At 53.1% G+C, this 15,809-nt stretch carries 15 protein-coding genes and 1 tRNA gene; 9 read left to right on the top strand and 7 right to left on the bottom strand.

The window, feature by feature from the left end; translation table 11 throughout:
* Positions 1-413: 413 nt before the first annotated feature.
* From RAC65_RS21245 to RAC65_RS21230, 4 genes are read left to right on the top strand one after another with little or no spacing between them, the layout of a single operon-like run.
* Positions 414-1,937 (top strand): amino acid ABC transporter permease/ATP-binding protein, encoded by a 1,524-nt coding sequence (locus RAC65_RS21245; protein ID WP_033738506.1) that lies wholly within the window; start codon positions 414-416, stop codon positions 1,935-1,937.
* Between the two features lie 27 nt (positions 1,938-1,964).
* Complete coding sequence (locus tag RAC65_RS21240) at positions 1,965-2,837, top strand: phytanoyl-CoA dioxygenase family protein (protein WP_039338604.1); 873 nt, start codon at positions 1,965-1,967, stop codon at positions 2,835-2,837.
* A gap of 23 nt (positions 2,838-2,860) precedes the next feature.
* Complete coding sequence (locus tag RAC65_RS21235) at positions 2,861-3,676, top strand: ABC transporter substrate-binding protein (RefSeq protein ID WP_033738503.1); 816 nt, start codon at positions 2,861-2,863, stop codon at positions 3,674-3,676.
* Between the two features lie 43 nt (positions 3,677-3,719).
* Complete coding sequence (locus tag RAC65_RS21230; RefSeq protein WP_058702729.1) at positions 3,720-4,451, top strand: class II aldolase and adducin N-terminal domain-containing protein; 732 nt, start codon at positions 3,720-3,722, stop codon at positions 4,449-4,451.
* A gap of 84 nt (positions 4,452-4,535) precedes the next feature.
* On the opposite strand, the gene puuE is transcribed toward RAC65_RS21230, so the two are convergent.
* Genes puuE through RAC65_RS21215 form a run of 3 tightly spaced genes read right to left on the bottom strand, consistent with a single transcriptional unit; the run spans position 4,536 to position 6,980 of the window.
* Positions 4,536-5,495: an allantoinase PuuE gene (gene puuE / locus RAC65_RS21225; protein ID WP_033738501.1), complete on the bottom strand. Its 960-nt coding sequence runs from the start codon at positions 5,493-5,495 to the stop codon at positions 4,536-4,538.
* A 34-nt stretch (positions 5,496-5,529) separates the two neighbouring features.
* Positions 5,530-6,261 carry an allantoin racemase gene (gene hpxA / locus RAC65_RS21220; RefSeq protein ID WP_058702728.1) on the bottom strand — a complete coding sequence of 244 codons (732 nt, stop codon included), beginning with the start codon at positions 6,259-6,261 and terminating at the stop codon, positions 5,530-5,532.
* Positions 6,258-6,980: a GntR family transcriptional regulator gene (locus RAC65_RS21215; RefSeq protein WP_039338613.1), complete on the bottom strand. Its 723-nt coding sequence runs from the start codon at positions 6,978-6,980 to the stop codon at positions 6,258-6,260. The genes hpxA and RAC65_RS21215 overlap by 4 nt, the downstream gene beginning before the upstream one ends.
* Before the next feature lie 142 nt (positions 6,981-7,122).
* Between RAC65_RS21215 and RAC65_RS21210 the strand changes: the two genes are divergently transcribed.
* A complete protein-coding gene (locus RAC65_RS21210) occupies positions 7,123-8,622 on the top strand; it encodes an NCS1 family nucleobase:cation symporter-1 (protein ID WP_058702727.1) in 1,500 nt (499 codons plus the stop codon).
* 223 nt (positions 8,623-8,845) lie between these two features.
* On the opposite strand, the gene RAC65_RS21205 is transcribed toward RAC65_RS21210, so the two are convergent.
* Positions 8,846-8,922 (bottom strand) — tRNA-Asp (locus tag RAC65_RS21205).
* 134 nt (positions 8,923-9,056) lie between these two features.
* Positions 9,057-9,788, bottom strand: coding sequence for a DNA polymerase III subunit epsilon (dnaQ, locus tag RAC65_RS21200; protein WP_006118004.1), 732 nt, complete (start codon positions 9,786-9,788; stop codon positions 9,057-9,059).
* A gap of 53 nt (positions 9,789-9,841) precedes the next feature.
* Here dnaQ and rnhA point away from each other — a divergent pair, with 53 nt between their 5' ends.
* Positions 9,842-10,309, top strand: a complete 468-nt coding sequence (gene rnhA / locus RAC65_RS21195; RefSeq protein WP_006118003.1) for a ribonuclease HI — start codon at positions 9,842-9,844, stop codon at positions 10,307-10,309.
* Here rnhA and RAC65_RS21190 read toward each other — a convergent pair.
* Positions 10,294-11,028, bottom strand: a complete 735-nt coding sequence (locus tag RAC65_RS21190) for a class I SAM-dependent methyltransferase (protein WP_033738493.1) — start codon at positions 11,026-11,028, stop codon at positions 10,294-10,296. The two genes, rnhA and RAC65_RS21190, sit on opposite strands and share 16 nt — an antisense overlap.
* 40 nt (positions 11,029-11,068) lie before the next feature.
* Between RAC65_RS21190 and gloB the strand changes: the two genes are divergently transcribed.
* Positions 11,069-11,824, top strand: a complete 756-nt coding sequence (gene gloB / locus RAC65_RS21185; RefSeq protein WP_375097227.1) for a hydroxyacylglutathione hydrolase — start codon at positions 11,069-11,071, stop codon at positions 11,822-11,824.
* 71 nt (positions 11,825-11,895) lie between these two features.
* A complete protein-coding gene (gene mltD / locus RAC65_RS21180; RefSeq protein ID WP_058708229.1) occupies positions 11,896-13,272 on the top strand; it encodes a murein transglycosylase D in 1,377 nt (458 codons plus the stop codon).
* Positions 13,273-13,372: 100 nt separating this feature from the next.
* On the opposite strand, the gene RAC65_RS21175 is transcribed toward mltD, so the two are convergent.
* The gene (locus RAC65_RS21175) at positions 13,373-14,164 is read right to left on the bottom strand and encodes an endonuclease/exonuclease/phosphatase family protein (RefSeq protein WP_006117999.1); all 792 of its coding nucleotides are present in this window, start codon (positions 14,162-14,164) and stop codon (positions 13,373-13,375) included.
* A 307-nt stretch (positions 14,165-14,471) separates the two neighbouring features.
* Between RAC65_RS21175 and yafC the strand changes: the two genes are divergently transcribed.
* Positions 14,472-15,404 (top strand): DNA-binding transcriptional regulator YafC, encoded by a 933-nt coding sequence (yafC, locus tag RAC65_RS21170; RefSeq protein ID WP_110268558.1) that lies wholly within the window; start codon positions 14,472-14,474, stop codon positions 15,402-15,404.
* Positions 15,405-15,809: the final 405 nt, after the last annotated feature.

Raw genomic sequence — 15,809 nt, 5'->3', positions numbered from 1 at the left:
ACCTCTGTTTTTTATAGTCAGCAAGACACCTTGCTTCGTTCCGGCCTAAGCAGCATTGCAAATGCTGTGCCACTTACCTGCCCGTTCCACCTGAACGCCGTTTATGTATTAACGCCATTCCACCTGTTTTTTTACGTCTGGCAGAAACGTAATCATCAAAAAGAAATTGCACCAATAACTCTCACCCTGCGTCGCAATGATCAGCGTGCTGCCCTAAATAAGCGCAAACAGGGAAAGAATACGTTAATTATTGCCCTGCACTGTTAAAAAGACACCGTTTAAAAAGGGATATAACAGTTGGATAGTTTTTTTAAAATCAGAAGCCAGCAAATTACTAATTGCTATCGTTCCCGTCCTGCCGCCATAGTGAATTACAGAATTATTCACCCCTTCTGTTTAATGTGAGCAAGCCCATGACATTTAACTGGAACTATATGTTCAGTCTGTTTAGCGACGCTAATTTTTGGCTGGCGACATGGACTGTCATCAAACTGAGCCTGCTGACCTGGGGAACGAGCATTATTGCGGGATTTATCCTAGCGCTGGCCAAGCAGTCGCGCCATCCCTTATTGACGCTGCCGGCCCGGTTTTATATCTGGCTCTTTCGCAGCCTGCCTTTGCTGGTGCTGCTGATCTTTGTTTATAACCTGCCTCAGGCATTGCCCGCCACGTCGACGGTACTGAGCGATCCATTCTGGGCAGGATTTATTGCGCTGACCATGTGTGAAAGCGCCTATATCGCAGAGATTCACCGTGGCGGGCTGCTGGCGATTCCCAAAGGCCAGAGCGAGGCTGCCCGGGCACTGGGATTACGCTATGCAGGCATTCAGTGGCGCATCATTATCCCGCAGGCACTGCGTGTGGCCTTACCGGCACTGGCGAATGAATACATCGCGATCGTGAAGCTGACGTCACTGGTCTCTGTTATCTCGCTTACCGAAATTTTGATGGTCGGCCAGCGACTCTACTCGCAAAACTTTCTGGTCATGGAAACCATGGCGGCGGTGGCCTTCTATTACGTGCTGATCGTTACCGTCTTTGACTTCCTGCTGAAACAGCTGGAGCGCTATCTGGACGTGACACAACGCCAACCGTCCGGCAAACCTGATGCACATCTTTTCGAACTCGCACAACGCGCAGCGGTGAATCCTGTCCGTCAGGCGTTTCACGCCAGCGGACCAGCGTTGCAGGCCCTGCGTCTGCACAAGGCTTACAACAATGTTGAAGTGCTGGGCGCCGTTAACCTGCAGATCCATCCTGGCGAAGTGGTTTCCGTAATCGGGCCTTCAGGTTCAGGAAAAACTACGCTGATTCGCCTGCTTAATGGTCTGGAGCAGATCGATAACGGTGAAATTCGTATTAACGGAAAACCCTTTATTCATCTCAGTCAGCAGGGAGAGCAACGCAAGCCACGCTTCGTTGAGCATGCAGAGCATCGTCTTAATATCGGGATGGTCTTTCAGAGCTTTAATTTGTTCAGTCATCTCAGCGTTATGGACAACCTGTTGCTGGCGCCTCGCTATCACAAGCTCGCGCCTGCCGCGGTATTAAAACAGCAGGCTGCTGCGCTGCTTTTTAAAGTCGGCATGCTCGACCATGCGTGGAAGTACCCTCATCAGCTCTCCGGCGGTCAGCAGCAACGCGTGGCTATCGCACGTGCCTTGATGATGCGTCCGCAAATCATGCTGTTCGATGAACCCACCTCTGCACTGGATCCCGAAAAAGTGAATGAAGTGCTTCAGGTCATTGAAGCCCTGGCAAGCGAGGGCATCACCATGGTGATCGTGACCCATGAGATGAACTTCGCCTTCAAGGTGTCTGACCGGATTGTCTTTATGGAAAAAGGACGCGTGGTCTGTGACGACGCGCCGCAGGCTCTACGCGATGGCCAGCATCCGCGCGTGGAAGCTTTTCTGAAGGATGTCTCGCTGGCGTAACGATGTATTAATCACGAGGGCACGACCATGATTGAACAGTGGCAGGTAGATCAGTATCACCAGCAGGGATTTCTGGTAGTTGAAAATGTCCTGACAAGCGATGAAATCGCAGCGCTACAACACGACTTTGACCAGTGGGTTGAGGAAAGCCGCAGCCAGAATGCGCCCTGGGGCGATACGCAGGATGGGCGTCCGCGTTTCGATATTGAGAGCGATCACCGTGCCGATCATCCTTCTTTGCGCCGCGTCAGCTCCCCGAACGATATCTCTGCCGCCTATCGCCATGCGGCACTGCAGTCACGTATGGCGCAGATTGCCGGACAGTTAATCGGGGGCAGCGGCGCACGCTATCATCACAGTAAGATCAACTCGAAACTGCCCCATACCGCAACGAAAGTGGAGTGGCACCAGGATTTCCTGTTCACCCCGCACAGCAACGACGATATCGTGACCGCGCTGCTGATGGTCAGTGAGGTCACGCCGGAAAATGGTCCGCTGAACGTGGTGCCGGGCAGCCATCAGGGGCCGCTTTATTCACACTGGCAGGGTGGCCGCTTTACCGGTGCCGTTGATCCCGCAGTGGTGAAAGAACAGTGCCAACAACCTACCGCCTGTTTTGGTCCCTCGGGTTCTGTGTGCTTTATGCATACCCGACTGCTGCACGCCTCCAGTCCCAATGAAACCGAATGGCCGCGCACACTGTTTATCGCCGTGTACGCCGCTGAAGATGCACTGCCGTTCGGTGAAAACCCGTTACCCAGCCCGGATGCGGGCACGCTGGTTTACGGTCAGGAGAGCGGCATGATCCGCAGCACCGCAAACGCCTTCCGCCTGCCGCAGAAACCGCGCGGTGCTTCGTTTTTTGTTCAACAGGCCGGTAAAGATCTTGCCAACGTCTGATGGCATTTTTCAGAGAGAGAATAATGATGAAAACCTACGTGTTAAGTCTGCTTGCCGCAGGCGCTGTACTGGCGTCCTTTAACGCCTCAGCCTTTTTACAACCCGGCAAAATTATCGCCGGATCGGATATGACCTTCTTTCCGTATGAGTACATGAAGGATAATAAACCCGCCGGCTTTGACATTGAGTTTCTTGATGGTCTGGCCAAAGTGATGGGCCGTCAGGCCGTTAACATTGATACCCGTTTCCCTAACCTGATTACCGGCTTGCAGAGTAACCGGTTTGATATGACTAATTCGTCGATGTACATCACCGCCGATCGCATGAAAGTGATCGACATGATTCCCTATCTGAAAAGCGGCGAAGCTATCCTGTCGTTGAAGGGAAGCGATTATCAACCCAAAACGCCTGAAGATTTCTGCGGCCATAAAATCGGTTCGATGGGCGCCACGTCGTGGTTGCAGCAGTTACACAAACTGTCTGACGACTACTGTGTGAAAAACGGTAAACCCCCCATCGCGATTAGCGAATATTCGACCGATCCGCAGACAACGCAGGCGATGCTCTCCCATGCGGTCGAAGCACAGATTACCGATGCCGCCGTGGCGCGTGGCGTGGTGCAAAAGCTGGGTGACCGTATTCAGATTTCCTCCACGACACTTATCTATCCGGTGTTAAACGGTTTTGGCGTGAAGAAGGACAATACGGAGGTGAAAAAAGCCCTGGTCGCTGCGCTGGCTACCTTCAGTAAAACGCCCGAATATGCCGCGCTGCTCAAAAAATACCATTTTGAAGCGCCAACAGCCGACGATCTCAACACCCTGATGCCAAAACCTTAATCTCAAACGCGTGCCCGTCACGCGTTCATTTTCAGGAGGGAATATGGCGCTTTCTTTTGAAGAGCAGACCCGTATCGATCTGGCGGCGACCTTTCGCATTATTGCCCACCTGGGCATGCATGAGGCGGTAGCGAACCATTTCAGTGCCGCCGTTTCACCGGATGGTAAGCAGTTTCTGATGAACCCAAAGTGGAAACACTTTTCACGGCTTCGCGCCAGCGACCTGCTGCTGCTCAATGCAGACGATGCCGCCTGTGGAGAGCGGGACGATGTAGACGCCACGGCCTGGTCGATCCATGGGCAAATTCATCAGCGGCTGCCAGAAACCCGGGTCGTGATGCATCTGCATCCGGTTTACACCACCAGCGTCGCCTGTCTGGCGCAGCCACACATTCCGCCTGTCGATCAAAACAGTGCGCGCTACTTCAACCGTATCGCGGTGGATACCCTGTACGGGGGCATGGCAGACACTCAGGAGGAAGGCGCCCGACTGGCCAGCCTGCTGACCGATAAGCGTCGTCTGTTGATGGGTAATCACGGCGTTATGGTTACCGCCCAGACGGTGGGCGAGGCCTATGATGATATCTGGACACTTGAGCGGGCCTGCCAGATTCTGGTCACCGCCTGGTCTACCGGGCAACCGTTGAAGGTGCTGAGCGACGAGGTCGCGGAAAAAACGGCCCGTGACTGGGAAGGCATCCCCGACTTCTCTCTGCGGCATTTCGAAGAGATGAAGCAGTTGATGATTGAGGCCGATCCCACGTTATGTGACTGAGTGGGGCCGTGCGGACGACAATGCCGGAAACCGGGGCAGCGCGTGGCGACATCCTTTTGCCGTCACGCGCTTGCCGCCGGGAGATTACGCCTCTGGCGCGGGGTAGGTTTTTATCCAGTGATCGGCAATCTGCTGCCGGGTGCAAATCCACACATCTTTATGCTGCTGAATGTGGTCGAGGAAATTTTGCAAGGCGCGGAATTTTCCCGGGCGACCTAACAGGCGGCAGTGCATCCCCACCGACATCATTTTGGGCGCGGTTTCGCCTTCTTCATACAGCACGTCGAACGTATCGCGCAGATAGGTGAAGAACTGCTCTGCGGTATTGAAACCCTGGGGCGAGGCAAAGCGCATATCGTTGCATTCCAGCGTGTAAGGAATGATCAGATGGGGTTTTACCGTACCGTCCTGACAGGTGACCTGAGTCCAGAATGGCAAATCATCACCATAATAGTCGCTGTCATAACTGAAGCCGCCCTGTTCCACCACCAGCCGCCGCGTATTGGGGCTGTCGCGTCCGGTGTACCAGCCTGTGGGCGCTTTGCCAAACAGGTCCGTTAACACATCCACCGCCTGCTGCATGTGCTGACGTTCGGTTTTAGCATCAATGCCCTGATAGTGAATCCAGCGCCAGCCGTGGCTGACCACGTCATACTGCGCCTGTTTGATGGCGTCCACGATGTCCGGGTGGCGCGCCAACGCCATCGCGACGCCAAACACGGTAAGGGGCAGTCCGCGCTTCTGAAACTCATTGTGAATGCGCCAGAAACCGGCGCGGGATCCATACTCGTACAGGGATTCCATCGACATATGCCGATCCGGATAACTGGCCGCCCCAATGATGTCAGACAGGAACTGTTCTGAACCCGTGTCGCCGTGCAAAACGTTGTTTTCTGCCCCTTCCTCATAGTTGAGTACAAACTGCACCGCGACGCGCGCTTTCTTTGGCCAGCGTGCATGTGGAGGCTTTCCACCGTAACCGATCAGGTCACGCGGGTAATTCTTATTGAAGCTGTAGGTTTTTTTATCCTGGCTTTCAGTCATCACTTGCATCCTGTCGTTGAACGGGAACATCTGCTTAGTTTAGGTGCTGAAAGACACCTGAGAGCGGTTTATGTAGCGGATAAGCTAAATCGCCTTGTTTACTGGTGCCAAAACCCAGCGCCACCAGCGATTCCACCATCTTGACGGCGGCGCTGACGCCATCAATCACCGGCATCTCCAGCTCTTTTGTCAGCGACGCGGCCAGCGTTGCCATGCCCCCACAGCCTAAAACAATGGCGCCACAGCCATCTTCCCGCTTTGCCTGGATACAGAGCTGGCGCACTTTCTCCTGCGCCACGCCGCTGCCGTCTTCCAGCGCCAGCACGGGTAAATCAATAGCATGTAAAGCGGCACAATGGTGCGTAAAACCGTACTGCTGAAGTAAATGGCGTGCGATGACCAGCGTGCGGGGCAACGTCGTGACAATTGAAAAACGCGTTGCCACCAATGTGGCGGTATGCATGGCCGCCTCCGCGATACCGATGACCGGCCCGCTTGCCAGTTCGCGTGCCGCCAGCAAGCCAGGATCGCCAAAACAGGCAATCACATGGCCACTGACGCCCTGCGCTTTGCCGAGCTTCACCTGTTCCAGCACGCCGATTGCCGCTATCGCCTCATCAAAATGCCCTTCAATCGACGGCACGCCCTGCGAAGGGCAAACGGCAATAATGTCCGTTCCAGGTGCGGCCACCGCGCGGGCCGCCTGACCGATGGTTTCGGTCATCGCCTGGCTGGTATTGGGATTGATAACCTGAATCAGGCTCATGATACAGCTCCTTTATGCCCGGCAAACAGTCGGGAAAAATCCGGTAGTGTTTCGCCTCCGCGCTCAAAATGGAGGCTGGCAACGATGTGTTCAAAATGGTGCTGCAGCGAGGCGGTCAGTGACACCAGGTCTTTTTCCCGGAGTCGCTGGAGTAACTGGCCGTGATCGTCACAGCGACAACCGCGCTGCCAGGGCGCGCCCCAGGTGGCAATCACCAGCGACGATCGCTGGGCCAGTTGCGTCACCAAATCCGTTAATACCTGATTGCCCGAAATCGCCTGCAACTGGATATGAAAGGCCGCGGACAGACGAATCGCCGCCGGCCCGTCATGCCGGGCAATCGCCTCTTTTTCCTGCTCAACCAGGGCCGTGAGCCCGGCCAGGTGCGGTGCCTGCAGATGTTCCAGCACCGCAGAAAGATTGCCGCACTCAAGCAGGCTTCGGGTGCGGAAAATATCCCGCGCTTCCTCCACGCCCGGTGTGGCGACATGTGCACCACGTTTGGGCGTGAGCGTGATCATTTGCACCGCAGCAAGGCGCTGCAAGACCTTACGGATGCCCGTGCGGCTCACGCCAAAGACCTCTGAAAGCGCTTCTTCCGGCAATTTGCTGCCGGGCGGCAGTTGATGTTCGACAATGGCGTTCATTAACGCCTGATAGATAGGTTCATCTTTATCATGCAGATCGGCCGCCGTTCTCTGGCCTGTTTCACTCTTCATCACCCGCTCCGGTAAACATCATTGCGTCACTTATCGTATACGTTAAAAATAAATTTTGTATACAAAAAACAAATCTGGCCTGGATCCTGCAATGTGATTTCACAAGGTTATTTTATTCATGTCTTTGAGAGGAGCAGGTTTCATGCCAAATCATTCAACGGTGGGTAACACATCGGCCTCTGAAGCCGGAAAAGCATACAGTCCGAAGCTATGTAATGCTGACCTGGCGCCTACCCGTCATCAAAACTGGTCGTGGTACAACATCTTTTCCTTCTGGATGTCGGATGTGCACAGCATGGGCGGCTACGTGGTCGCGGCAAGCTTCTTCACATTAGGGCTGGCCAGCTGGCAGGTGCTGCTGTGTTTGCTGGCGGGGATCTGTATTGTTCAGCTCTGCGCCAACCTGGTCGCTAAACCCAGCCAGATGGCCGGCGTGCCTTATGCGGTCATTTGCCGCCAGGCATTCGGTGTCTTTGGCGCCAATATTCCGTCGGTGATCCGCGGCCTGATTGCGTTTGCCTGGTACGGTATTCAGACCTGGCTGGCAGCGAATGCGCTGATGCTGGTGCTGCTGAAGTTTTATCCGTCGCTGGAAAGCCTGACGCACAGCCACTGGCTTGGCTTATCGCAACTGGGCTGGTACTGCTTTGGCGTGATGTGGGTTCTGCAGGCGATGGTGTTCTGGCACGGCATGAGTGCGATTAAGCGCTTTATTGATATCGCTGGTCCCGCCGTTTACGTCGTCATGCTGGCACTGGCGGGCTGGATTGTATACAAAACCGGATTCGACGGTATTTCGTTTACGCTGGCCAGCAAATCGCTGTCCGTCGGTGAACAAACCTGGCAGATGATTACGGCAACGGCACTGGTCGTGTCTTACTTCTCAGGCCCGCTGCTGAACTTTGGTGACTTTTCTCGCTACGGCAAAAGCATGAGTGAGGTTCGCCGGGGTAACCGCTGGGGACTGCCGTTCAATTTCCTGCTGTTCTCCATCGTGACCGTTGTGATTGTATCGGGTACGCAGTCCTTGTTTGGCAAAATGATCACCGATCCTATCGAAACCGTGAGCATGGTTGGCAGCGATTTAGCCGTGGCGATTGGCTTACTGACCATGATCACCGCGACGATTGGCATCAACATCGTGGCGAACTTCGTGTCTCCTGCTTTCGATTTTTCTAACTGCTCGCCTCAGAAAATCAGTTTTCGTACCGGGGGGATGATTGCAGCGGTGGGTTCGGTCCTGCTCACGCCGTGGAATCTGTTCCAGTCGCCTGAACTGATTCACTATACGCTGGACGTACTGGGTTCGTTTATCGGGCCTTTGTTTGGCATTCTGTTAGCCGATTTTTACCTGATCAAAGGCGGCCGTATTTCTGTGGACGATCTGTTCGATGCCACACCGCAGGGGCGCTACTGGTATCGCGGTGGATTTAACCCGAAAGCCATTGTCGCCCTGCTGCCCTCGGTCGCTATTTGTCTGGTGATTAGCTTTATCCCTTCTCTGCATCAGGTCGCCAACTTTAGCTGGTTTATCGGCGTGGCGCTGGCGGCAAGCTGCTACTGGCTGGTGGCGCGGGAAAAACAGGTTGCAGGAAAACATACGACAATCCCGTCGGGTGCCGTCGCGATGCAGAAAGACTGATTCACGCTTACTGTCAGTCAGTCCGTTTCTGTGAGGACTGGCTGTGGGAACGTCGTTCTTACCCTGCCTTTATGGGGCATTTATTGGGTGCGACGGGCATCAGGTCGAAAATACGGGATAGCACTGAGCGTGACGGGCAAACCGGCTGTTGAGAGGAAGACGAGAAACGTCCAGAGCCAGAAAGCAAAAACGCCATGCTGATAACCAGCATGGCGTCAAAATTTGGCGGAACGGACGGGGCTCGAACCCGCGACCCCCTGCGTGACAGGCAGGTATTCTAACCAACTGAACTACCGCTCCGCGCTTTGTTCCCCGTCGGGAACGAGGCGCATATTAATCACATCATTACTCGCCGTCAACGGTTTTCCCCCTGCCCGCTTCCGTTTGCTGCTATTTTCGCCCCGATGTTGATTTTACACACAAATCTTTGCGACTCAGGCGCGCCAGAGGCAACTGCCCCCCTTCTTCATGATCAGATCCAGCCGTGATTCGTGATGACTGATTTCCTCATCACTGGCGGTGACCACGCGCAATCCTGATGTGGGCCGAACGATGCGCTGAATGCCTTCGCTCTGCTGCTGACGCGAGCGATCCTCTTCCGACGAGAAAGACAAGGATGTTTGTCCGCCCGTCATGGTTAAAAAGACTTCGGCCAGGATCTCGGCATCGAGCAGTGCGCCGTGCAACGTACGCTTACTGTTGTCTATCTCATAACGTGAACACAGCGCGTCGAGGCTGTTGCGCTTACCGGGGAACATACGGCGCGCCATCGCCAGGCTGTCAGTAATCTTGCAGAAGGTTTCCGTTTTTTCGATGCCGCGCTCAAGCTTGCTGAACTCATAATCCATAAAGCCGATATCAAACGAGGCATTATGAATAACAAGTTCTGCACCACGGATGTAGTCAAGAAACTCATCGGCAATCTCACTGAAGGTCGGTTTATCCAGCAGAAACTCATCGGCAATACCGTGAACGCCAAACGCTTCCGGGTCGACCAGCCGATCGGGCTTGAGATACATGTGGAAGTTGTTCCCTGTCAGGCGACGGTTCACCACTTCAACGGCACCGATCTCAATGATGCGGTGACCTTCATAATGCACCCCGATCATATTCATACCGGTGGTTTCAGTATCGAGAACGATTTGGCGGTTATTTGCAGTGCTCATAGGGCTCGTTTTATGTCAGACTTGGCGTTTTGTCAGAAGGAAGTCTACCAGAGATGCGCAAACAGGTAGAAATTTATACCGATGGTTCCTGCCTCGGCAACCCGGGCCCGGGAGGTTATGGCGCAATTTTGCGTTATGGGCAACATGAAAAAACATTTAGCGCCGGTTACCGCCTGACGACCAATAATCGCATGGAACTGATGGCGGCTATCGTCTCGCTGGAAGCCCTGAAACAACCCTGTGACGTGGTATTGAGTACCGACAGTCAGTATGTGCGCCAGGGCATTACGCAATGGATTCATAACTGGAAAAAACGCGGCTGGAAAACAGCCGATAAGAAGCCGGTTAAAAACGTCGATCTGTGGCAACGGCTTGATACTGCGCTCAGCACCCATCAGATTCAATGGGAGTGGGTTAAAGGCCATGCGGGCCACCCGGAGAATGAACGCTGCGATGAACTGGCACGCCATGCCGCAAACCATCCGGCTTTTGATGATATCGGCTATCAACCAGAATCCTGATCGTTGACGTGTCTGAACTGCCGTGTCGCATTCACAGGCTGCGGCAGGGGCCTTTTGCTCAGACTCATTCTTGCCTTGGTCGGCGTGAGAGGGAAACTGCGCTTACGCGCAACGACGATATTCAGGCACCCTAAAGCAGGTAAATGAGCGCTGATCATTCTGCCGCCCTGACGGTGCCAGGGCAACACCTGAAAACGCGTACGAAAGACCACTTCATAATTCAGCAATCCCAGCCAGTCCAGTAATCGCATCTGGCTGAACATGCGCCCGCTCCAGGGCGCTTTACGCTGTATTCCGGGTAGTATTTTACTGATGCCCAGCAGACTGAACGGATTGAAGCCGCTGATTATCATCCAGCCATCATCGATCAATACCCGGTCCACTTCCCGCAATACCCGGTGGGGATCCTGACTCCAGGATAACGTATGGGCCAGTAAACAGGCATCGACAGACTTGGCTTCGAACGGGAGCTGGGTGGGATGCGCCAGGACCTGTAAGCCTTCACCTTCGACACCTACGCTGACCTGATGGGAAATCGCGCACTGTTCCGTATTGATTTCTGCGCTGAGGTTGCCAAGCTTAAGCATATGAAAGCCATAAAGCTTTCCGAGGTAAGGCTGAAGTTGCTGCGTCAGGGCATCGCGAAAGTAAATGCCCCATGGCATATCGTGCCATGAGCGTGGGGCGTTCAGGATTTGGCGTGTCTTGGCGGGCTTCATGCTTTACCATTTTCCTTTTAACGACCAGCGAGAGGTATTTATGAATCTTACCAGCATTCCTGCACTGCAAGATAACTACATCTGGACGTTAACAGATGACGAAGGAAAATGCCTGATTGTTGACCCGGGTGAAGCCCAGCCGGTTCTGGAGAAAATTCAGGCCAGTGGCTGGCAGCCTGTCGCCATTTTGCTGACGCATCATCACAACGATCATGTCGGTGGCGTGAAAACGCTCTGTGAACATTTTCCCGAGATTGCCGTTTACGGTCCGCAGGAAACGGCAGATAAAGGGGCAAAAACATGCGTGCGTGAAGGAGATAACGTTGACGTTTTGGGCCTGTCATTCGCGGTCATCGCTACGCCGGGGCACACTTTAGGACATATCTCATATTACAGTGCACCTTATCTTTTTTGTGGAGATACGATGTTCTCAGGTGGTTGCGGACGGCTTTTCGAAGGCACCCCTGAGCAAATGTACCAATCCTTTCAAAAGCTTAATTCGCTCCCGGAAGACACATTAGTGTGCTGTGCGCATGAATATACTTTATCCAATTTGAAGTTTTCTGCGGCAATTTTACCCCACGATCCGCAAATAACGGCTGAATACCATAAAATTAAGGACTTACGGGCCGAAAACCGCATTACTTTACCTACAAAACTGGCCCATGAGCGTGTGATAAATTTATTTCTCCGAACGCAAGATGCTGATTTACAACGCGCTTTAAACGTTGATGCTGGGGTTGGCCCCGTATGGCAAACATTTGCTGTTCTACGCGAGAAGAAAGACGCTTTTTGATTTTTCGGGTTGTGTTGTGAAGGACCGTCACGTATAGTTGCTCGTCTTTTAAGCGAACTATTGACACACACATGAAGGCTAAAGCGATATTATTCGCCTCGGTCTTGCTGGTAGGATGTCAGGCATCACGGAATGACGCCAATATCCCCGAACAGCATGCCCAGAGTCTGTCTTCAGCTGGTCAAAGTGAAAATGGAAAATACGGTGATCGACTTTTATCGCCGCGATGGCAGGAAGACGGAACTGGCCTCGCAGAAGATAATGATCTCTGGCGTTTCATTAGTGACGAGTTGAAGATGGGGATTCCGGAAAACGCCCGGATCCGCGAACAGAAATTAAAGTTTTTAAAAAATAAGAGCTATCTCCACGATGTAACATTACGGGCAGAGCCGTACATGTACTGGATAGTCGAGCAGATTAAGAAACGTAATATGCCGATGGAACTGGTACTGCTACCCATAGTGGAGAGCGCTTTTGATCCTCACGCAACGTCATCTGCAAATGCCGCTGGCATCTGGCAGATCGTTGGGAGTACGGGTCGAAACTATGGTTTAAAACAGAACCGTTACTACGATGGTCGTCGCGATGTTGTCGCCTCAACGAAAGTAGCACTGGATATGATGCAGCGTCTTAATACGATGTTTGGTGGTGACTGGCTTTTGACAGTGGCGGCTTACAACAGCGGAGAAGGACGGGTACTCAAAGCGATTAAACAGAACAAGGCGCGCGGTAAGCCTACCGACTTCTGGCATCTTTCGCTTCCACGTGAAACCACGGTTTATGTACCAAAAATGTTGGCCTTGAGCGAGTTGCTTAAGCACAACAAGCGTTACGGTATCAAACTGCCGACGCCTGACGAAAACCGTGCTCTGGCACGCGTTGAAGTGGGTCAGCAGATAAAACTGACGCAGGCCGCAGAAATGGCGGGGATGTCGCTCACCAAGTTAAAGAGCTTCAATACCGGTTATAAAGGCGGCGCAACAGCACCTAATGGGCCACATTACATTCTGGTGCCGAAGTCTAACGTCGCAAAGCTGCGTGATTCACTGGCTTCCGGTGATATCTCTGCCGTGCAGCCCACACAACTGGCGAAAGCCAGCAATGAGGGGGGCTACAAAGTGCGAAGCGGCGATACCTTATCCGGTATTGCGAATAAGTTAGGCGTCAGCGTGGCCACACTGAAGCAGCAAAATAACCTGCGCAGTGCCAGTATTCGTCCCGGTCAGTTACTGACTGTGGGTTCGAATGGCACGAGCCTGGCGGATAATAGCAACAGCATCACCTATCGCGTTCGTAAGGGTGATTCTCTTGACAGTATCGCCCGTCGTCACGGCGTTAACATCAAAGACGTGATGCGCTGGAACAGTGTTGTGAGTAACGCAAAAGATATTCAGCCTGGTGACGAGCTCACGTTGTTCGTTAAGAATAACGCAACACCAGATACCTGATACGTTGAAAAGGCTGACATTTGTCAGCCTTTTTTCTTGTTTGATTCTACATCCTGCCCGTGACCACGTTCTCTCTGCCCTTTCCTGCCTGATGTCACCTTTATCGTCTGGTACTGAACTCAACCAAAAGCGGGTTATGGTCGGATGCCTGCGTCACCAGAACCGAGGCTTCACTGACGTGTATATCGCGATAAAAAACGAAATCTAAAGGTCTGCCAAAGGCTTTACGTCGGTGGTCGGCGGTAAACATCACCTCTTCCAGTTTCATCTGATGCGCAAAGCGATAGAGGGCGTTAATGCGCTGGCGGCTCCAGGCGTTGAAGTCGCCCGCCATAATGACAGGCCCGCGATGATGGATAATCTGTTCGCCAATGGGGCCGAGCTGCTTGCTGTAAACATCCACGCCCAGGCTAAAATTTACCGCGTGGATGTTCACCACCATCAGCATCTCGCCCGTGGGAAGCGGATACGCCGTGACTAAGGCGGATTTTGAGAGCCTTAACAGGGGTTCTCGCTCGCGCAGGGGGCAACAATAAACAGGGTGAGCAGAAGCTAACGTCATGACGCCAGAGGGGTGCTGAGGCAGCACTAAAGCCGGGACCTGATCGGCCGCCAGATAGTTACTGGTCGCAAAGCGGATTAGCTCGGGCGTCGTCTGCGCTTCCTGAAGCAGAACCAGATGGGCATCCTTACCAAACCCTTCCAGCACGGACATCCAGTCAGCGCGCTGCTGCTTAAAGATATTCCATACTAATACTTTCAAAGTGGGATCGGCGGGGAGTGGCTCACCCGGTGGCAGTGCCTGGCCGAGATGAAACATGGCACCCGGAGGAAAGATCCTTTCCGCTGGCTGTCCGGCTACATATCTCATCGCATAGGTTTTTTTGCGCACTGTCCCGCCTGGCTAATCATTCAGAAATTCATGTCACTTATCTGTTATAGGGATTTTAGTACGCAGTTTCAATCGATGCCGACGATTGTTCGAGACCGCCCTCCCACTTTATTGTCGTCACGAATGGCGTAATCCGGCCTGTGCAGACCGTTTCTTCCACTAAAAAGATAACCGGCCTGACGGAAAGGCGCTTTCGTCTTCTTTAGCCCGCTTTACCAAAAAGCCATCCGCGCCAAGGGGGTAAACGGCAGGCTGTGCTTTAATTAGCGGTATATGGCCTCAGGCGCTATTTCACGTGAAGGAAACAATGAAGGCATCTTCTGAAGAACTCAAAGTATTTGTCAGCGTGGTTGAAAACGGGAGCTTCAGCCGCGCGGCGGACACCTTGCAGATGGCCAATTCCGCCGTCAGCCGCACGATCAAAAAACTGGAAAATAAACTCGGACTGGCTTTACTGACGCGCACCACACGCAATCTTGCGTTAACGCAGGAAGGAGAACGTTATTTCCAGCAGGTTCAGCATTTTCTTCAGGTGATGACGGCCGCAGAAGACGCGTTGATAGAGAGCCGTCATGCGCCCAAGGGATTGTTACGTATTGATGCCGCCACTCCTGTCATACTGCATCTCCTGATGCCCATGATAAAAGCTTTTCGGGAGCGCTATCCCGAGATTGCCCTTTCACTGATTTCATCTGAAAACTTTATTAATCTCATCGAGCGTAAAGTCGATGTGGCGATTCGGGCAGGCAGCCTTACCGATTCAGGCCTGCGGGCACGACTGCTGTTCACCAGCTATCGCCGCTTTATTGCCTCTCCCGGGTATCTGGAGAAATATGGTATTCCTGTGTGCGCAGCCGATCTGGATAATCATCAGTGTCTCGGTTTTATTGATGCGCCACGTCTTAACCGCTGGCCAATCGCCTGTGACGATGGGGAACTTTACATCATCCGTTCGGAACTGGATTCTAACAGCGGAGAAACCATCAAGCAGCTTTGTCTGGACGGTAATGGGATTGCCTGCCTTTCTGATTATATGGTGCATAAAGAGATCGCTGACGGAAGTCTGGTGGAGATCCTGGCCGATCAACGTTTACCGGTAGAGATGCCGTTCAATGCTGTCTATTACAGCGATCTTGGCGTAAGCCAGCGCGTGCGTGCCTTTATTGATTTTTTAAGCGAATGGGTAGTAGAGCAACCCTGGCATATACAGGCTCAGTTACAGCCGTACACCCACCCCTGAAAGCAGTAATTTCCCTCGCCAGACTGTTTAAACATCATCTTCTGATGACGTTTACAGCGCAAATCCAGCCGCGTTTGCAGCCGTTCTGCGTCCCTGAAAGCACAGGAGGGCGTAAGCGAATACGGCGTCGTGAGAAGGACCGCCTGATGGTGAGTGCAAAGAGGGTGAGGTGAAGAAGCCGGACCGTCAAAAACGCCTGTTCTGAGCGCCAGTCGAGGACAGACCAGAAGGTCAGCAGGAAGATTATGCAGCCGGGAGAGTGCGCGGAGGTAATGTCTTTTATATTAAGGAAAGGACTGAGTAGCACGCCAATGCGCGATCAATAAGCTGTGAAGTGATTGCCCTGGGCTGGTTGCCGTAGAAATGGAAAAAGCCCTGACCGTTAAGTCAGGGCTTTCCAATTAA

It is taken from the genome of Pantoea sp. BS_8 (genome assembly GCF_041954965.1).
Classification (GTDB): Bacteria; Pseudomonadota; Gammaproteobacteria; order Enterobacterales; family Enterobacteriaceae; genus Pantoea; species Pantoea stewartii.
Note: the sequence above shows the minus strand (reverse complement) of the source record. Positions and strands in the feature narration are given on the sequence as shown.

Excerpts from the sequence above, each read along its gene's own strand:
- dnaQ (WP_006118004.1), bottom strand. The coding sequence starts at position 9,788 with ATGAGCACTGCAAATAACCGCCAAATCGTTCTCGATACTGAAACCACC.
- hpxA (WP_058702728.1), bottom strand. The coding sequence starts at position 6,261 with ATGAGCCTGATTCAGGTTATCAATCCCAATACCAGCCAGGCGATGACC.
- RAC65_RS21215 (WP_039338613.1), bottom strand. The coding sequence starts at position 6,980 with ATGAAGAGTGAAACAGGCCAGAGAACGGCGGCCGATCTGCATGATAAA.
- RAC65_RS21235 (WP_033738503.1), top strand. The coding sequence starts at position 2,861 with ATGATGAAAACCTACGTGTTAAGTCTGCTTGCCGCAGGCGCTGTACTG.
- RAC65_RS21245 (WP_033738506.1), top strand. The coding sequence starts at position 414 with ATGACATTTAACTGGAACTATATGTTCAGTCTGTTTAGCGACGCTAAT.
- RAC65_RS21240 (WP_039338604.1), top strand. The coding sequence starts at position 1,965 with ATGATTGAACAGTGGCAGGTAGATCAGTATCACCAGCAGGGATTTCTG.
- puuE (WP_033738501.1), bottom strand. The coding sequence starts at position 5,495 with ATGACTGAAAGCCAGGATAAAAAAACCTACAGCTTCAATAAGAATTAC.
- RAC65_RS21210 (WP_058702727.1), top strand. The coding sequence starts at position 7,123 with ATGCCAAATCATTCAACGGTGGGTAACACATCGGCCTCTGAAGCCGGA.
- RAC65_RS21190 (WP_033738493.1), bottom strand. The coding sequence starts at position 11,028 with ATGAAGCCCGCCAAGACACGCCAAATCCTGAACGCCCCACGCTCATGG.
- RAC65_RS21230 (WP_058702729.1), top strand. The coding sequence starts at position 3,720 with ATGGCGCTTTCTTTTGAAGAGCAGACCCGTATCGATCTGGCGGCGACC.
- gloB (WP_375097227.1), top strand. The coding sequence starts at position 11,069 with ATGAATCTTACCAGCATTCCTGCACTGCAAGATAACTACATCTGGACG.
- rnhA (WP_006118003.1), top strand. The coding sequence starts at position 9,842 with ATGCGCAAACAGGTAGAAATTTATACCGATGGTTCCTGCCTCGGCAAC.
- yafC (WP_110268558.1), top strand. The coding sequence starts at position 14,472 with ATGAAGGCATCTTCTGAAGAACTCAAAGTATTTGTCAGCGTGGTTGAA.
- mltD (WP_058708229.1), top strand. The coding sequence starts at position 11,896 with ATGAAGGCTAAAGCGATATTATTCGCCTCGGTCTTGCTGGTAGGATGT.